Origin of the sequence: Chryseobacterium culicis, assembly GCF_900108365.1 — a bacterium.
GTDB lineage: Bacteria > Bacteroidota > Bacteroidia > Flavobacteriales > Weeksellaceae > Chryseobacterium > Chryseobacterium culicis.
Map to the genome: position 1 here is coordinate 134,596 of NZ_FNWQ01000006.1, position 17,373 is coordinate 151,968.

Below are 17,373 nucleotides of genomic sequence, written 5' to 3' on the forward strand. Positions count from 1 at the left end.
ACGAGGTTTTGATATATGATTAAATTCTTGAAAAATAAATACTTACATTATGAAAATCGAAGAATCTAATATTGTAGAAACCAACGACTACAGAGTCATTATATATCCGGCATCAAGACCTTTTGAAACAAAAGAAGCAAAAGCCATTACAGAAAAACTTTTTGATTTCCTTGCTACATGGGCTGCCCATGGCAAACCGCTTTCTTCTTCATTTAAAATTGAAAAGAATCAGTTTATCATAGTATGTGTAGACGAAGAAAAGGAAATGGCTTCAGGATGCAGTATTGATGCTTTAGGAAAGGTAATGCGAGAAATTGATGAAGAATACCAGTTGGGGCTTTTTGACAGAATGAAAGCAAGCTTTGTGGAAAACGGTGAAGTAAAGACTCTAAAGCTGATTGACTTTAAAACGAAATTAAGGAACGGAGAACTTTCAAACGATATCCAGGTTTTTGACTTCTCAAAAAACACGTATCTGGACTTTTTGAGCCACTTTCTGCTTCCTTTGGAAAAGAGTTGGGCAGCTTCTGTAAAATAATCGCTGTGAAGCTTATACAGCCGAATAATCATAAAGTGGGAATCTGTTTCTCACTTTTTTGTTTTAATGTATCTTTGTACAGATTCGAGTAAAAATCAATGGCTAAAGTACTTTTTTTAACCACCTCCCACAGCTATAATGATGACAGGATTTTTTATCATCAGGCAAAAGCTCTTAGAGATAATGGCTACGAAGTGAAAATATGCAGTTTATATGCTGATTATATTGGTGCTGTTGATGGAATTGAAATAGAATCGTATGCCATTCTGGAAGAAAGCATCGAAAAGAAAATGAAGGCTTTCCGAGAAGTCTGCGACAACTTTAACCCTCTGGTTATCATATGCTCGGAACCGCTGGCCGTGGTAGCTGTGAAGGAATTCGTAAAGAAAAATAAAATAAGCTGTATCTATGATGTTACTGAATGGTATCCTTCCATGTCGATGCTTCAGCATTATAGTTTTCCTACTAAAATTTTTCAGGCAGTAAAATTCTCTTTAATTCAGTTGTATGCCGGTTTTCTGAGTACTCATTTTATTTTTGGAGAAACTACCAAAAAATTTCCGTTAGCCTATTTTTTCGGATTAAAAAAACAGATGATTCTTCCTTATTATCCTGATCCTGCTTATATCAAGGAAAGCATTAAGGAACTCGATCCCAATACAATAATACTGTGCTACACGGGACAGATTTCTAAGGATAAAGGAATTGGAAATTTCTTCAATGCAGTAGATAAGGTTCGTCAGAAACTTCCTGAATTACATATTAAAATCCTCATTATTGGCTCCACTGTTGACGAAAGTGACGAACTCTATTTTTCATCGTTATTGAAAGAATATTCTTTTGATGATATTGAGATCAGGAAATCAACTACTTTTGAGAGATTTACAGAAGCATTTGCAGAGGCCGATCTATGTTTCGACCTTCGGGAAATTAATTTTGAAAACAATCATTCTCTGCCGATAAAGCTTTTTTATTTTATGGGAGCAGGAAAACCTGTGATGTATTCGAATTTGAAAGGTATACGGAAGCATATGGGAAAACTCTCGTTTGGAAATCTTGTAGATCCCCGTAATGCTGAAGATATTTCAGAATTGATTGTTAATTATATCAGGAATCCGGATCTATACCACTCTCATGCTCTTAATGCCCGAAAAGATTTTAAAGAAAAATATAATTGGAATGTCATAAAAAACTCCTTTGTTGATTTTGTAAAAAAGTCTATAGATTAATAATCACCATGCAGCTTACTATCATCAAAACATTTGTTTCACGTTTCCTTATTCTGATCCTGAGTTTCGGATTGGTGATCTTTTCTACAAATATGTGGGGAAGTGAAGGAAAGGGAACTATTTCTATTGTGGTAGCTAATGCAGCGGCTGTAAGCTTTTTCAGCAGTATTTTTTCCGGAAGCAGTGCTTCTTATTTCGCTTCAAGATTTAAAATAGAAAAGGTGTTGCTGTATGCCTATCTGTGGTCTATATTAACAGGGCTTTTGATTCCGTTTTTATTTGGTCTTGCCTCTATTCAGGGGAAATATCTTTTTTATCTTATAGGAATATCTGTGTTTTCTTCACTTCTGTCTACTAATATCAGCCTGTTTATTGGAACACAGAATATCAGAAGGTTTAATCTCTATACTGTATTACAGCAGCTGGTGCATATTATTTTTATTGGAATATTAGTATATGTCTTGGGTAAGAAAGATGTTTCAGTATACTTTCTCGCACAGATTGGGTGCTTGGCACTGCTGTTTATTACCAGTTTTTTTCAGATCATCAAAAAATGTAGAATTTCTGAGATATCCTTCTGTAAGGATGTGGCCAGAAATATGTTTGAATATGGCTGGAAAACGCAGTTAAGTGCGTTTGTTCAATTCCTCAATTACAGGCTTTCATTTTATTTCCTGGAGTATTTTGAAGGCATTGCCAGCGTAGGAATATTTTCCATCGGCGTTACCTTTTCGGAGGCCATATGGACCATTACGCGCAGTATCGCTGTTATTTTATACTCAGATGTGGTCAACAGCAAAAGCACAGAAGAATCTATAGAAAAAACTAAAGAATCTCTAAAACTGACTTTTATACTGATGATCGGTTTTGTGTTGGGAATCCTGATCATTCCGTCTCAGGTGTATGAGATGATCTTTGGAAAAGAGTTCAGAGATACCAAAGAAATCATGCTCATCTTATCACCGGGAATTTTTGCCATTGCGGTAAGTGATATGGTAGGGCATTACTTTTCAGGGATGAGAGAGCTCAAAATTCTCAATGTAAAATCAATAACAGGATTAATAGTTACAGTGGTATTCTCTTTCATTGCAATACCGAGATGGGGAATTTGGGGTGCATGTATTGCTACTACATCATCGTATTTTGTTTCAGCGTTCCTCTTGTTCAGAAAGTTTTACAAGTCCACTTCCTTTAGTTGGAAAGACTACATACCTTCAAGAGAGGAAATACAGCTTTTAACAGAAAAATTTTTGAAGAAATAATTCTTTTGCTCACACGCAAAACAAAGGCATTTCCTTATTTTTACAAATCTATTATCTTTATATTATGTGCGGAATCACCGGTTATTATTCATTTCATCACAGTATTTCCTCTACAAATATTCTGGAAATGAATCAGGCGATTAAACATCGCGGACCCGATGATGAAGGGTTCTGGATCTATAATAATGATCAGGCAGTTTCTTTTTCTGGCATTGATTCTACTCAAAAGATCAAAGAACAGTTTCCGGTTTTAGAGGAAGGGATAGATTGTGATATTGCTTTAGGTTTTCGTAGATTGTCTATTATTGATCTATCTGAAAAGGGCCACCAGCCTATGCTTTCGGAGAATGAGCAAATTATGATCACATTTAATGGTGAGATTTATAACTTTAAAAAATTAAGGAATGAGCTTGAAAGTGCAGGACATTATTTCCGCAGTACCTCTGATACTGAAGTGATTCTTAAAGCTTATCAGGAATGGGGAAATTCTGCCTTTTCAAAGCTGGATGGGATGTTTGCAATCTGTATTGTAGATCTTATCACTCAGAAACTGGTATTGGCAAGAGACAGAGTGGGAATGAAACCTCTGTTCTACCATCAAAGCCCGGAGGGTTTAGTCTGGGCCTCAGAAATAAAAGCATTGCTGAAGCATGAATTTGTAAAGTCGCAAATCAACTGGAATGGGGTATATACTAATTTTCTTTTCCAGACAACATTGGCACCGCAAACCTGTTTCCAGCATATCTTTTCACTGGAACCTGCATCTTTTATAACAGTTGATTTAAAAGATCAGAAAGTCATTAAAGAAATATTCTGGAAGATGCCTTCTCCATCCCAGGATGCTGTTTCTGAACCGGAAGCGGTAAAAAAAATAGACGAGCTAATTTGTAAAAGTATTTCAGAGCAGTTATATGCCGATGTTCCTGTAGCAGTGATGATGAGCGGAGGGATAGATTCTACCTTAATTGCTTCGAAATCAAAATCTTCCAATACAGATATTAATACATACACCGTATCTTACCCGTTTTCTGAAGAGGAAGTAAAAAACGCAGCTCTCGCAGCCCGGCATTTTGGAGTTCCGCATGAAATAAAGGAAATAAGTGAAGAAGAAGCTCTGGAGCAGCTTAAAGAAAATATTCAGCATTTTGAAGAGCCTTACAGCAGCTTTGAAGTATTAATTAATGCTGCAAAATATGCCCATGACAGAGGTTTTAAAGTAGTTCTAAGCGGAAACGGGGCAGATGAGCTTTTTGCAGGATATGCTCACACGCTAAAGCTAAGCAGATGGCTTGTTATGAGGAATTTTAATTTTATAAGCCCTTTCATCTTTATGAAGGATAAATTTTCGAGAAGGGTGAAAAATTATTTCTCACAGAATGCTCTATTCGATTTTTTCAGGCAAAGCCAGGTCAATATGATGCCTTGGGAAGCTAAAGCCCTCATAAAGCCTGATATTTTCCATAAAGTTGATACAAACCTGTCAAAATACCATCTTTCAGAAACTAAAAATTATTCCGGATATTTTGAATACGATATGAAATATTCATTATCGTCCCACCACGTTTTCCGGGACGATCTGAGCGCCATGAAGTACAGCGTGGAATTTCGTTATCCCTATCTCAGTAACAGCCTGATAGATTACGTATCTTCGCTTCCGGAAAATATCAGGTTTAACGGAATTCAGAACAAGCCTTTATTGCGGAAAACAGCTGAAAAGTATCTTCCAAAGGAGGTTTTAAATATGCCTAAAAAAGGATTTTCATTTCCGGTTAATTATTTCATTAAAAACGATAATACAATAAGAGATTTTATATTTGAAACCCTCGAAAGCCTGAAAAAAAGAAATTTCTTTAATGCTTCTGTCATGGATGATTGGTGGAATAATCAGCATCATGAATATGACTGGGTGAAAATATGGCAGCTGGTTACCTTTGAACTCTGGTACCAGAAATATTTTGAAAAATAAAGAAGCAGCCTAAAGATTAATATTTTACCTTTGTATCTATGATGAAATATTTTTGGGGCATATGGATTGCAGTCTTTGCAATGATCAGCTGTAAAAGTGATGACGATTCTTTGCAGAGAATAGATCAGTTAATGAATATTTACGTAAAAAACAGTGCTGGTCAGGATCTTCTGAACAGTAAGAAGACCGGGTCTTTTACAGGTTTTTCTGTGAACGATATTTTTGGAACTAAAGATATAGCTCCGGTAAGTTTTTCTTTGAAGATGACAGCCGATTCACTGTTTTATATGGAATATCTCGCGGGAGCCAAAAGAAGAAGGCTGGATTCTATAAGCCCGGATAATCCCGGAACAGGAACTTCCTATTATTCCAGAATGCAGATTACGTATACAAAAAGTACCAATGTCAATGATAATGTGGTTGATACTCTGGAAATTCAATACCGTAATACACCGACAGTTTTCCAGGTTTCAAAAGTTTTATATAACAAAGTTCCGGTGTTTTCTAAGGATGAAAATGCTCCCACTTCGACAAATACTGTTACGATCACGAAATAATTTTTAAATTTGTACAATGGTTAGCTTATTATAGGCTAAACATCTAATATTTAACATCTAAATAAAATGTTACAGGTCAATTTTTTGCGCGACGAAAAAGAACGCGTTTTAGAAGGTCTTAAGAAAAGACAATTCAAAAATCTTGAGTTGGTAGACGAGGCTATCGCTGCCGACGACGAAAGAAAAAGAATCCAGTTTGAACTAGATTCCCAGCTTTCCGAAATCAACAAAATTTCGAAAGAAATCGGTCTTTTAATGAAAGAAGGAAAAAAAGAAGAAGCGGAGTCTGCAAAATCTAAAACAGCACAATACAAAGAGTCGAGCTCAGAATTGAAATCACAGTTAGAAGGTAAAGAAAACGACTTACTGAATATTCTTTACCAGCTTCCGAACATTCCAAACGAATTGGTAAAAAACGGAGCTTCTGCTGAAGATAATGAAATTATTTTCCAGTCTCACACAGTGGAAGGTCTTGGTGAAGGAGCTATTCCTCACTGGGAACTGGCAAAAAAATACAATCTAATAGATTTTGAACTTGGAGTAAAAATTGCCGGAGCCGGTTTCCCTGTTTATTTAGGGAAAGGCGCAAGACTGCAGAGAGCTTTGGTTCAGTATTTTCTGGATAAAAACGTAGAAAAAGGATATACAGAAGTCAATCCTCCTCACGTTGTGAATGAGGCCTCTGGTTTTGGAACCGGACAGCTGCCGGATAAAGAAGGACAGATGTATTACATCAATGAAGATAAATTATATCTTATTCCTACGGCAGAAGTTCCTGTAACGAATCTTTACCGTGATGTACTGTTTGACGAAAAGGATCTTCCTGTCAAAAATACCGCATTCTCGCAGTGCTACAGAAGAGAAGCGGGTAGCTACGGAGCCCACGTAAGAGGGTTGAACCGTCTTCACCAGTTTGAAAAGGTGGAAATTGTAAGAATTGAAAAGCCGGAAAATTCTTATGCTGTTTTGGAAGAAATGGTAGAGCACATCAAGGAAATCCTTACAGATCTTGAACTTCCGTTCAGAGTATTGAGACTTTGTGGTGGTGATACTGGTTTTGCATCTGCAATGACATATGACTTCGAAGTGTGGAGTGCTGCTCAGGAAATGTGGTTGGAAGTAAGCTCTGTCTCTAACTTTGAAACATTCCAGGCTAACAGATTGAAGTGCCGTTACAAGGGAGATGGTAAATCTCAATTGGTTCATACCTTAAACGGATCTGCTATGGCGCTGCCAAGAATTATGGCAGCATTACTGGAAAACAACCAGACAGCAGATGGAATCAGACTTCCTAAGAAAATTGCAGAATATGCAAGATTTGATGTAATCAACTAAACAATAAGAAGTTTAGCATACAATAAAAACCCACTGAAATTTTCAGTGGGTTTTGCTTTATTCTGTAATGATGATAATCTTTTTATCTGCGTTCTTCAGTGGAGTGTCCTGATCGTACAGGGCTTTGAGATCATATTCTATTCTGATAGAATGGTTATCAATCTGCTTCACCCAGTCATGTTTCCCTTTAATTGATTGTATAGGCCTCTCAAATTTTAAAGTAGTCCCGATTTTTTTGAAAAACATCGCCATCATTCCGGCTATTTTTTCGGCTTCTTCCTTTGATGTTTTAGATTGGATTGACTCTTCAATGCTTTTAAGATTAAAATTCTCTGTATCAATTACCAGGGTTTTTCCATCCCAATTGTTGTAAACATTCTGATCCAGCGGTATTTTTTCTCTTTTTGTGAAACTTTTGAGGACCAGATAATCTTCCGGAAGAAAATGTTCCGTTTTAAAAGAAAATCCCGCGAGCTTGTTGTTTTCTTTTGCAGACTTCATGAAAATCTTTTTCATGATTCGGATGGTGTCCGGATTTTCCGTTTTTAATTTTCCTTCCTTTTTGGCAAGATCATACATACTTGTCCATGTGGTGGGAAGTCTGTCCATTTCCCCGAATTCCTTTTGCTTTAGAGAATCAGGTGTCATCGCCATCATTTCAGACATAAACTCTCTGCTGTCAATATCAGTAAGAAAAGTTGAGGCAGCATCTTGGTGATAGACAATTTCAGAATTTACACTGCAGGAATGCAGCAAAAAAAGGCTCATCAGAAATAAGACAATGGTTTTGTTCATTATATATTTAAATACAAATTAATGGCAGTTAACAGCCCCGTTTGGATCTTTACTAATCGTCATAGCTTCTGCTTTAGGAGAAACATAAGGGATTCCGAGTTCAAGACCTCTCAGAATAAACAATCCCCCCAAAATAATCATAATGACCGGTACAGCTTTCAAAATTTTTACCCTGAAAGTCTGGCTCATAAGATTTCCGGCTAAAACAATAGCAAACATGAATGGAAGGGTTCCGAGGCCAAATAAAGCCATATATAATGCTCCCTGCCATATCCCGCCTCCTGCAAGACTTGCGGTAAGTGCCATGTAAACCATTCCACAAGGTAAAAAACCATTAAGAACCCCGGTGGAGAATCTTGAACGGTAATCTGCCTTCTGAAGAAGCTTTCCTAAGTTTAATTTGACAGAATATAAAAATTTGGACAGGAAAGGAATTTTTGAAGCGAAATCTTTTCCGCCAAAGGAAAATACAGCCATAATGATCAGAAGAACCCCAGCTGTAATAGTCAGGTATTTCTGAAATCCTGCCATTTCAAACCCCTGCCCGATAATTCCGAGAAGTGCACCCAGTAATGAATACGTGAAGATCCTCCCAAATTGATAGGTAAGGTTTTGAAGGTAGAAATTGGCAGCCTGTTTTCTGGTTAATCCCATCGACAGGGCAATAGGTCCGCACATTCCGATACAGTGGAAACCGGAAGCAAAGCCTAAAGCAATAGCCGATACAATAAGTCCTATTTCCATATCACATCATAATCCATTCGGTAGTCTGTTTTGTCTTTTGTCCAACTTAGTCTTAATGTATAATTACCCATTTTCAGTACCTGTGCAGGTATTATGAAAGACTGGCTGGCATCAAGCTGTACAGATTTTTTTATGTCTAAATTCTGGTCGTCGGTTCTGTTTAAAACAAATTTTACCGTAGTATTGGAGTTGTTATATTCTTTTGGAAAAGTAATTTTAATTCCTTTGGTATCCTGGCTGTATACAGGTTTTTCCTGTAAGTCATCTGCTTTTTTCTTCGCATCAATTACATCCTGATACTTCAACTCCTCTTCGTAATAATTATCGGTTACCATTTCAGAGTTCTTCTGTCCGTTCGGAAAAAGAAACATCATGGATAATATAAAAATTATGAATGCAAGCAATGCAATTACAACACCGTGTCCCCAACTAAAGTTCTTCATTTTTTTCTAATTAAAATTGCAGTTTAAATGGTCCCTCAAAATAAGTCTGATAGGAATCTATCAGTTTACCCTTCATATCATAAACCCCTATCGTGATATTCTGTTTAGACAGCTTCATCTCATTTTCCGGGAAGCTGATATTGATGGTTCCTTTGGAAATTTTATCTCTGTCTACCTGAATTTTACTTGATGCACTGTACGTAATTTCACCATGTGCCGGATCTATTACTTTAATGGTAACGATTTTTTTGTCGTTCGTTTTATTAAGGAAAGTATAATTATAGGTATTGGTAATTTTACCGTCTCTTACGAAGAATGTACTGCCTGCCGGCTTAATGAATTTGGCCTCCATCTCACCACGGCTGTACAGAAGATATCCCAGGAATCCTACAAGAAGCAACAGAAATATGGAGAAACCTTTCATTCTTCCTGTAAACTTAAACTGGGTTTGTTTTTCAATTTCGTTTTCAGAGGCATATCTTATCAGTCCTTTTGGAAGACCAACTTTCTCCATTACTTCATCACAGGCATCAATACATGCCGTACAGTTGATACATTCCAACTGCTGTCCGTCTCTGATGTCAATTCCGGTAGGGCATACCACCACACACTGGTGACAGTCGATGCAATCTCCTTTCCCAGCAGCTTTTCTATCTTCTCCTTTTCTCCATTTTGCTCTGTTTTCTCCTCTTTTAAAATCGTAGAAAACGTTGATTGTATCTTTGTCAATCAAAACACCCTGCAATCTTCCATATGGACAAACCAGTGTACAAACCTGCTCTCTGAACCATGCAAATACAAAATAAAATGCTGCGGTAAGAAGAATCATTACAATAAAATTGGTAGGATGTGCAAACGGTCCTTCACCAACAATTTTAAATACTTCCTCATATCCTACGATATACATGAACATGAAGTGGGTAATTATTAATGAAATGATGATGTAAATAGTCCACTTCAAGCTTCTCTTCCAGATCTTCTCACTGTTCCACTCCTGTCTGTCCAGCTTCATCTGCTTATTTCGGTCTCCTTCAATCAGATATTCGATTTTACGGAAGATGGATTCCATAAAAATTGTCTGAGGGCAAATCCACCCGCAGAAAATTCTTCCGAACGCAATCGTAAAAACAATTATAAAGATTAATGAGGCAATAGCACCTAAAGTAAGGATAAAAAAGTCTTGTGGATAGAAGGGCTGTCCAAAAATGAAAAACTCCCTGTCTATAACGTTGAACAATAATAAAGGGTTACCATTGATTTTGATGAATGGCAACGTAAAATAAATAATTAATAGTAAATAACTTACAATATTTCTATAGTTGGTATACTTCCCTTTAGGTTTTCTGGGAAATACCCATTTTCTTTTTCCGGATTGCTCCATTGTCCCTATAGAATCTCTGTAAGTCTCAGGGTCCAGAACCTGTCCCTGTCCGCCGCGTACTTCTATTTCTTCTATGTCTGACATATGTATAGGTTTTAAAAAAGAAAAAACATAATTCGTTACTATTTTAATCTAATAACAAATTATGTTTTTTTCATATGTTTTCTAATTGTTTAAATTATTCTTTTTCCCAATGCGCTTCCGTTCCCTGAGGAGCAGCTCCTCCCTGAGCCGGAGTCACTGGTGGTTGCTCCTGGTTGATGTGATATACATACGCTGCAATCTTTTCAATCTCTGCACCAGAAACTTCTCCGTTTTTACCGAATGCTCTCATCGCAGGGTTAGTAGGAGAACCATTCCAGTCCATATGGAATACGTTTTTGAATAACGTTTTCTCAGGCTGGTTGATCCAGTAGTTATCAGTAAGGTTGGGTCCGATACCTCCACTACCGTCTTCCTTGTGACAAGATGCACAGTTTGTTTTGAATAATTCTTTACCTTCTGCAATGTTATCAGCTGAATATTTAGCTGTTTCAATGGTTACAGGAGGCTGAGATTTCTGATATTCTTCAATACTGGCTAATTGCTCTTTATATTCTTTTTCGTACTCGCTTAACGGGTGAGCAAAGTCTGTGAAAGAGAATGCTGCAATATATACAATACAAAAAGCGGTCCCAAAATAGAATAAACCTACCCACCATTTTGGTAACTGGTTATCCAGCTCCATGATCCCGTCGAAACCGTGGTCGATAAGGATATCTTTTTCTTCAGTTTCAGATTGCTTTTTGAAGGCTGCATCATACATTCTTTTCAAGAAAGGAACTTTCTTTTCAGCCAGATAAGCTGCTTTCTCTTCCGGAGATAATTTTTTGAATTTGTTATTCTCAATAAGGTCTCCGATAGCACTATGGATATAGGCAAGGATTCCAGCGATAACAACAGTTCCCCAGAAGTAAGGCGAAGCTAGGAACGCGTAGCTTTGTACAAACAAATAATAAAAAACTATTAAAAGCCCAATTATTATTAAGATGTTTACGACAACAGGTGTTCTTTGTTTCATAAAAAATAGTTTAATTTTTTAAATTAAAATCGTCATCCTCATCATCCCCAAGTGGTGCCTCTTCTTCTTCTTTGTAGTATTTTTTAGGTCTGCTAAAAACATAGATTACCAAAGCGATGAAGAACAGCATAAAGAAAATCAGAGCCAGCGTCTGGTAGAAACCAGCGTTTTCTGTATTGGATAATATATCTTTAAAGTTCTGAGGAATCATATGAACCTTTTAATGTTTAGTTATTACTTGCTGTTTTGATTTCAGTTGTTTTGATATCTGTACCTAATCTCTGAAGATAAGAAATAAGAGCTACAATTTCTTTTTTCTCAAGTTCTCCCTGAGGTCTCTTAGCATACGCCTGCTTAAGGTCATTTGCTTCAGAGAAGATATCTTTTACAATTTTTGCCGATTGGTTGTTAGCCCATTTGTCTGCAGAGTCGATTTGAGCCTTAGTATAAGGTACATCGAATACATTCTTCATCAGCTTCATTTTATCTACCATCTTAGTTCTGTCTAAGTCAGTAGCAATTAACCAAGGGTAACGAGGCATGATAGAACCTGCAGAAGTAGATCTTGGGTTATACATGTGCTTGTAGTGCCAAGAACTTGGGTTTTTACCACCTTCTCTATGTAAATCCGGTCCAGTTCTCTTAGAACCCCATAGGAATGGTCTGTCGTATACGAATTCTCCAGCTTTGGAGTATTGTCCGTTTTTACCGTTGAATCTTGTAATCTCATCTCTGAACGGTCTGATCATCTGTGAGTGACAAGCGTTACATCCTTCACGGATATAAATATCTCTACCCTCAAGCTCAAGTGGTGAATAAGGCTTCACCGCAGAAATGGTAGGTACACTTTTCTTAAGAGATAGTGTAGGGATAATTTCAATTGAACTACCGATCGATATGGTGATAAAAGATAAAATACCTAGTAATACCGGAGTTCTTTCCAGCCAAAGGTGAGTACCTTCTCCTTCTTTTCTGTTTTTACTGATGTTGGCCAACGCAGGCGCTTCAGCAGGAACTTCTTTCTGGAATGATCCTTTTCTTACAGTAGCAATTACGTTGATAATCATTAGGATAGATCCGGAGATATAGAATAAACCTCCTACGAATCTCATTTTGAAGTAAGGAATAATAGCCGTTACCGTATCGAGCCAGTTTTTCCATAAAAGAGTTCCGTCCGGGTTGAATTGCTTCCACATTAATCCTTGTGTGAATCCTGAAATATACATTGGAACTGCATAGAAAATAATTCCTAAGGTACCTAACCAGAAATGCCAGTTAGCTAATTTTACAGACCAAAGTTTTGTTCTCCACATAATTGGTACCAGATAATAGATTACCCCGAATGCCATGAAACCATTCCATCCAAGAGCTCCTAAGTGTACGTGACCGATAACCCAGTCTGTAAAGTGACCAATTTTGTTGATGTTTTTAGTTGCCAAAAGCGGACCTTCGAACGTTGCCATACCATAACATGTAACAGCTACCACAAAGAACTTAAGGATAGGATTTTCCCTTACTTTATCCCAAGCTCCTCTCAGGGTAAGAAGACCATTTAACATACCTCCCCAAGATGGTGCAATAAGCATGATAGAGAACCCTGTTCCTACCGCCTGAGCCCAAGCCGGAAGAGCTGTATACTGAAGGTGGTGAGGACCAGCCCAGATATATACGAAAATTAATGACCAGAAGTGAATAATGGATAATTTATAAGAGAATACCGGTCTGTCTGCAGCCTTCGGAAGGAAGTAATACATTAAACCTAGAACCGGAGTCGTCAATACGAATGCAACCGCATTGTGTCCATACCACCACTGTACAATAGCATCTTTTACCCCTGCATATGCTGAATAAGATTTCCAGCCTGTGAAAGATAAAGGTACTTCAAGGTTGTTGAAGATGTGAAGCATTGCTACTGCAATCCAGGTACCGATATAGAACCAGATGGCTACATACAGGTGTCTCACTCTTCTCTTAGAAATAGTCAGGAACATATTGATACCAAAAATGATCCATGAGAATGCGATCAATATGTCGATCGGCCACTCGTGTTCAGCATATTCCTTAGAGGTATTGATCCCCATAAAGAACGTAACGAACGTAGCAACGATCATAAACTGCCAAGTCCAGAAATGTAACCAAGACAATGTGTCACTGTACATTCTTGTTTTTAATAATCTCTGTAAAGAGTAATAAATACCCGTGTAAACAATGTTACAAACGAATGCAAAGATTACGGTATTGGTGTGCAGCATTCTGATTCTACCAAAACCAAATGCACCATGAGTGTTTATTAAACCTTGAATATTACCAGATGCCAAACTTTTAATGGTTGTGTCATCTGTCCCGAAAAAGAATTCCGGTAATTCAGGGTAGAAAAGCATTAATGCCGCCGTAAGCCCGAACGTAAATCCAATGAGACCGAAAACTAAGGTCGCATAAAGGAACGCACGGACAATACTATTGTCATAACTAAACTTCTGTGTTTCCATATCAACTATTCACTATTTTTCTCAATTTTTATTATTTTCTCCTATTTCTTTCTCGTCTTTATCTTTGTTGCCGGTGTCATCATTTTCTTTGATTTTTTCATCATCAAAAAGGATTCTGACAGCAGGAGATTCATCATCTTCAAACTGTCCTTTTCGGGCATACACTATAAATACGACCAAGAAAATCGCAGCTAAAGAAACACTGCAGAGGATCATTAAATATAGAATATCCATTGGACAACAAAATTAACCTATTTTCGGGGTTCAAATTTAGTGAAAAATAATGACATTCATCACGAAATGCCGATTTCAGCTAATTTAAAATCAGTCTAAATAAGGGCTTTTACGCCTGTTTTTTGAAATATTTGCGGCCCAGTATCCACGTTGAAAGTGTAGTAAAGGTAACCACCGTGATAGAGCTGATTGGCATAATGATTGCAGCAAAAAGCGGATGCATTTGTCCTGTAACAGCGTAACTTAAACCAACGATATTGTAGAGAAAACTGATTATAAATGTCATTTTCACAATGGTGATGGAGCCCTTACAAACGTTCAGGTAATTGTCTAAAGTGACCACTTTATCACCGTTCATAATAACATCAGAAGAAGGGGTAAAACTGTTCGTGTCATCAGCTATGGCGATTCCTACGTTACTTTGTTTTAAAGCTCCCGCATCATTAAGGCCATCTCCAAGCATTGCCACTTTCATGTGCTGATCCTGAAGGGTTTTAATGTAATTCAGCTTATCTTCCGGGCTTTGGTTAAAAGCCATGCCTTTGTAATTCGGAATAAGCTCTTTTAGCTGGTTTTCTTCTGAAGAATTATCCCCGCTCAGGATAAATATTTTGTAGTTGGTGAGTTTTGTAAAAAGCTCTCTCAGCTTCGGACGGTATTCATTTTTAAAAATAAATTTACCTAAGTATTCATCATTTTTGCTGATATAAACTGCTGTTTCGAGATTCTTAGGCTCCTGGTTGTTATACCGGGCAGATCCTATTTTATAAAGATTTCCTCTTACACTCGCCTCATATCCTTTTCCTGAAATTTCAACAAATTTCTCAACCGGGAAATACTCATCATTTACTTCAATGAATTCATAGAGTGATTTTGAAAGCGGGTGATTGGAGTTCTTTAATAAAGTCTTAATGTTCTGATAATCAAATTCATTGATGTCAGATCCCTCGTATTTAATGTTGGATTTTTTTCTGTGCGTGATTGTTCCTGTCTTATCAAATACAATCGTATCAAGCTTTGCAATTTTCTCAATCGTTAAAGTATCTTTTACATAGAACTTATTTCGGCCTAAAATCCTCATAATGTGTCCGAAAGTGAACGGTGCAGACAACGCAAGCGCACAAGGACAGGCAATAATCAGAATAGCAGAAATAACCTGGAACATAATTTTTAAATCAATGAAATACCAATATGTTCCTGCGACTAAAGCGATACCTAAAATAATGAATGTGAAATATTTACTGACGTTATTGGTAAGAGTGTCCAGACCCGTTTCGTGCTTTTTAAATGCTTCTTTATTCCAAAGCTGGGTTAGATAACTCTGATCTACATTTTTAATTACTTCAAGCTCTAATGAAGATCCGATCTGCTTTCCTCCGGCAAAAATTTTATCACCGGGCTGTTTGCTGATGCTTTCGCTCTCACCGGTAATAAAGCTGTTATCAATGTTTCCTTCTCCGTTGATCAGAATAGCATCTACCGGGATGATCTCCTGGTTTCTGACCAGAATGCGGTCTCCTACTTTTACCTCGGAAAGAAGAATATTATCCTGTTTTCCTTCGAAATCCACTTTTGTTACGGCAATCGGATAAAAAGACTTATAATCTCTGTCATAGGAAAGCGCACTGTATGTCCTTTTCTGGAAGATTTTCCCTAAAAGCATAAAGAATAAAAGCCCGCAAAGGGTATCGAAATATCCTGGGCCGTAATCTGTTACCACTTCGTAGATACTTCTTCCGTATAGCACGAAAATTCCCAAGACAATAGGAACATCAATATTGACGATTTTATTTTTTAAACCATACCATGCAGATTTATAATAATCTGAAGCTGAGTAAAATACAACAGGTGTTGCCAAAAGGAATATCAGGGTTCTGAATAGTCCTCTGTAATGTTCCATCCAGTAATCTTCACCTCCAATATATTCTGGAAAGGCAAGGAACATTCCGTTACCAAAAGCAAAGGCAGCAATGGCAAATTTTACCAGTAAAGATTTGTCCAGATGATCTTCGTTTTTATCAGCAGTTTCAAGGCTGATCACCGGTTTATACCCCAGATTCGTTAAAAATTTAGCGAGTTCGCTCAATTTCATGTCGTTATGACTGAATGAAATCTGTAAGGTCTTTCTGGTGAAATTCACCTGCGAATATTTAATATGCTTGTTTAAGGTGTGAAGGCTTTCCAGCAGCCAGATACAGGAAGAACAATGTATAACCGGGATTTTGAATGTAACGAGACTGGTATTTCCTTCTGAAAAATCAGTAATTTTTTCAAAAATTTCCGGTGTGTCCAGGTAATCAAATTGAGAAGAATTTTCGTCATTCGGGCGAATTCCTGCTCCTTTATTAAGCTCATAGAAGTTGCCTAAATGATTTAAATTTAGAATCTCGTAAACAGACTTACATCCGTTACAGCAGAAAGTCTTTTCGTCAAATAAAATTCTTTCTTTTTCTATCCCTTGACCACAATGAAAACAGTTCTCGCTCACCCCATAAAATATTGAACTACAAAATTATAACAAATTTTTTTGTTTATCGCGTTAAAAAGTTCTATTTTTGTGATAAATATCATATAAAATGCCGCAGGAACAACAGATAGCAATTGAAGAGAGGTTCGCCAGAGTTTTTAATGATAAATCATTTAAAGAAAGACTTTCTAGCGCAGATTTTGAAAAATACATTAATGGCAAAAAGAAACTGAGTTTTCAGAAACATGATACCATTTTCGAAGATGGCGAAACTCCAAAAGGAGTATTTGTTATTGAAAAAGGTGCGGCCAAACTTTCGAAATCAGGAGCATTCGGGAAAGATCAGATTTTACGATTTATCAAAGAAGGGGATATCATCGGCTATCGTTCTTTGCTTTGCGGGGAAAACTTCCAGGCCAAAGCAGAAGCCATGACAGATATTGAATGTGTTTTCTTACCCGCAGATATCTTTATGTATCTGTTGGAGGTAGATCCACAGCTGTCTTTCGTAATGCTTCAGAAAATTTCATACGAATTAGGAGAATCTTCCAATACCATCACTTTCCTTGCTCAGAAGACAGTAAGAGAAAGACTGGCAGAAATTCTGCTGCTTCTGGAACAGAAACTGGGCGTGGATCCTGAAGGCTTTATCAAAATTTCGTTAACGAGAGAAGAAATTGCCAATATTATCGGTACCGCTACGGAGAGTGCCATCCGTCTCATTTCGGAATTCAAGCAGGACAGCCTGATTGAGGTAGACGGAAGAAATATCAAGATCCTAAATCACGACAAACTCATGAAACTCGGTCACGTAGTTTTATAAAATCATACAAAAACTTAAGTCGGCTCAAGGCCGACTTTTTAACTTTTAAA

General features: G+C 37.2%; 16 protein-coding genes. 7 read left to right on the forward strand and 9 right to left on the reverse strand.

Annotated elements, in window-relative coordinates; translation table 11 throughout:
- Positions 1–49: 49 nt before the first annotated feature.
- From BLW74_RS18805 to serS, 6 genes are all read left to right on the forward strand, one after another.
- The gene (locus BLW74_RS18805; protein WP_089694971.1) at positions 50–538 is read left to right on the forward strand and encodes a hypothetical protein; all 489 of its coding nucleotides are present in this window, start codon (positions 50–52) and stop codon (positions 536–538) included.
- A gap of 98 nt (positions 539–636) precedes the next feature.
- A complete protein-coding gene (locus tag BLW74_RS18810) occupies positions 637–1,767 on the forward strand; it encodes a glycosyltransferase (protein WP_089694973.1) in 1,131 nt (376 codons plus the stop codon).
- An 8-nt stretch (positions 1,768–1,775) separates the two neighbouring features.
- Entirely contained in the window at positions 1,776–3,029 is a 1,254-nt protein-coding gene (locus BLW74_RS18815) for a lipopolysaccharide biosynthesis protein (protein ID WP_089694975.1), read from the forward strand.
- 64 nt (positions 3,030–3,093) lie between these two features.
- Complete coding sequence (asnB, locus tag BLW74_RS18820; protein WP_089694977.1) at positions 3,094–4,995, forward strand: asparagine synthase (glutamine-hydrolyzing); 1,902 nt, start codon at positions 3,094–3,096, stop codon at positions 4,993–4,995.
- Positions 4,996–5,033: 38 nt separating this feature from the next.
- Entirely contained in the window at positions 5,034–5,552 is a 519-nt protein-coding gene (locus tag BLW74_RS18825; protein WP_089694979.1) for a hypothetical protein, read from the forward strand.
- 66 nt (positions 5,553–5,618) lie between these two features.
- Positions 5,619–6,887, forward strand: coding sequence for a serine--tRNA ligase (serS, locus tag BLW74_RS18830; RefSeq protein ID WP_089694981.1), 1,269 nt, complete (start codon positions 5,619–5,621; stop codon positions 6,885–6,887).
- Between the two features lie 57 nt (positions 6,888–6,944).
- Here serS and BLW74_RS18835 read toward each other — a convergent pair whose 3' ends face one another.
- The 9 genes from BLW74_RS18835 to BLW74_RS18875 form a co-directional block, all read right to left on the reverse strand.
- Positions 6,945–7,682: a hypothetical protein gene (locus BLW74_RS18835; protein WP_089694983.1), complete on the reverse strand. Its 738-nt coding sequence runs from the start codon at positions 7,680–7,682 to the stop codon at positions 6,945–6,947.
- Positions 7,683–7,700: 18 nt separating this feature from the next.
- Complete coding sequence (locus BLW74_RS18840; RefSeq protein ID WP_089694985.1) at positions 7,701–8,426, reverse strand: sulfite exporter TauE/SafE family protein; 726 nt, start codon at positions 8,424–8,426, stop codon at positions 7,701–7,703.
- Positions 8,417–8,869: a FixH family protein gene (locus BLW74_RS18845; protein WP_089694987.1), complete on the reverse strand. Its 453-nt coding sequence runs from the start codon at positions 8,867–8,869 to the stop codon at positions 8,417–8,419. Before BLW74_RS18845 ends, BLW74_RS18840 begins: the two co-directional genes overlap by 10 nt.
- A 10-nt stretch (positions 8,870–8,879) precedes the next feature.
- The gene (ccoG, locus tag BLW74_RS18850) at positions 8,880–10,334 is read right to left on the reverse strand and encodes a cytochrome c oxidase accessory protein CcoG (RefSeq protein ID WP_089694988.1); all 1,455 of its coding nucleotides are present in this window, start codon (positions 10,332–10,334) and stop codon (positions 8,880–8,882) included.
- A 94-nt stretch (positions 10,335–10,428) separates the two neighbouring features.
- Entirely contained in the window at positions 10,429–11,310 is an 882-nt protein-coding gene (locus BLW74_RS18855) for a cbb3-type cytochrome c oxidase N-terminal domain-containing protein (protein WP_089694991.1), read from the reverse strand.
- 10 nt (positions 11,311–11,320) lie between these two features.
- Positions 11,321–11,521, reverse strand: coding sequence for a cbb3-type cytochrome oxidase subunit 3 (locus BLW74_RS18860; protein WP_002983870.1), 201 nt, complete (start codon positions 11,519–11,521; stop codon positions 11,321–11,323).
- Between the two features lie 16 nt (positions 11,522–11,537).
- Positions 11,538–13,799, reverse strand: coding sequence for a cytochrome-c oxidase, cbb3-type subunit I (gene ccoN / locus BLW74_RS18865; protein WP_089694993.1), 2,262 nt, complete (start codon positions 13,797–13,799; stop codon positions 11,538–11,540).
- 21 nt (positions 13,800–13,820) lie between these two features.
- Positions 13,821–14,033 carry a cbb3-type cytochrome oxidase assembly protein CcoS gene (ccoS, locus tag BLW74_RS18870; protein ID WP_089694994.1) on the reverse strand — a complete coding sequence of 71 codons (213 nt, stop codon included), beginning with the start codon at positions 14,031–14,033 and terminating at the stop codon, positions 13,821–13,823.
- Between the two features lie 109 nt (positions 14,034–14,142).
- Positions 14,143–16,521 carry a heavy metal translocating P-type ATPase gene (locus BLW74_RS18875; RefSeq protein WP_089694996.1) on the reverse strand — a complete coding sequence of 793 codons (2,379 nt, stop codon included), beginning with the start codon at positions 16,519–16,521 and terminating at the stop codon, positions 14,143–14,145.
- 88 nt (positions 16,522–16,609) lie between these two features.
- On the opposite strand from BLW74_RS18875, the gene BLW74_RS18880 reads away from it, so the two are divergent.
- Positions 16,610–17,323: a Crp/Fnr family transcriptional regulator gene (locus tag BLW74_RS18880; RefSeq protein WP_089694998.1), complete on the forward strand. Its 714-nt coding sequence runs from the start codon at positions 16,610–16,612 to the stop codon at positions 17,321–17,323.
- Positions 17,324–17,373: the final 50 nt, after the last annotated feature.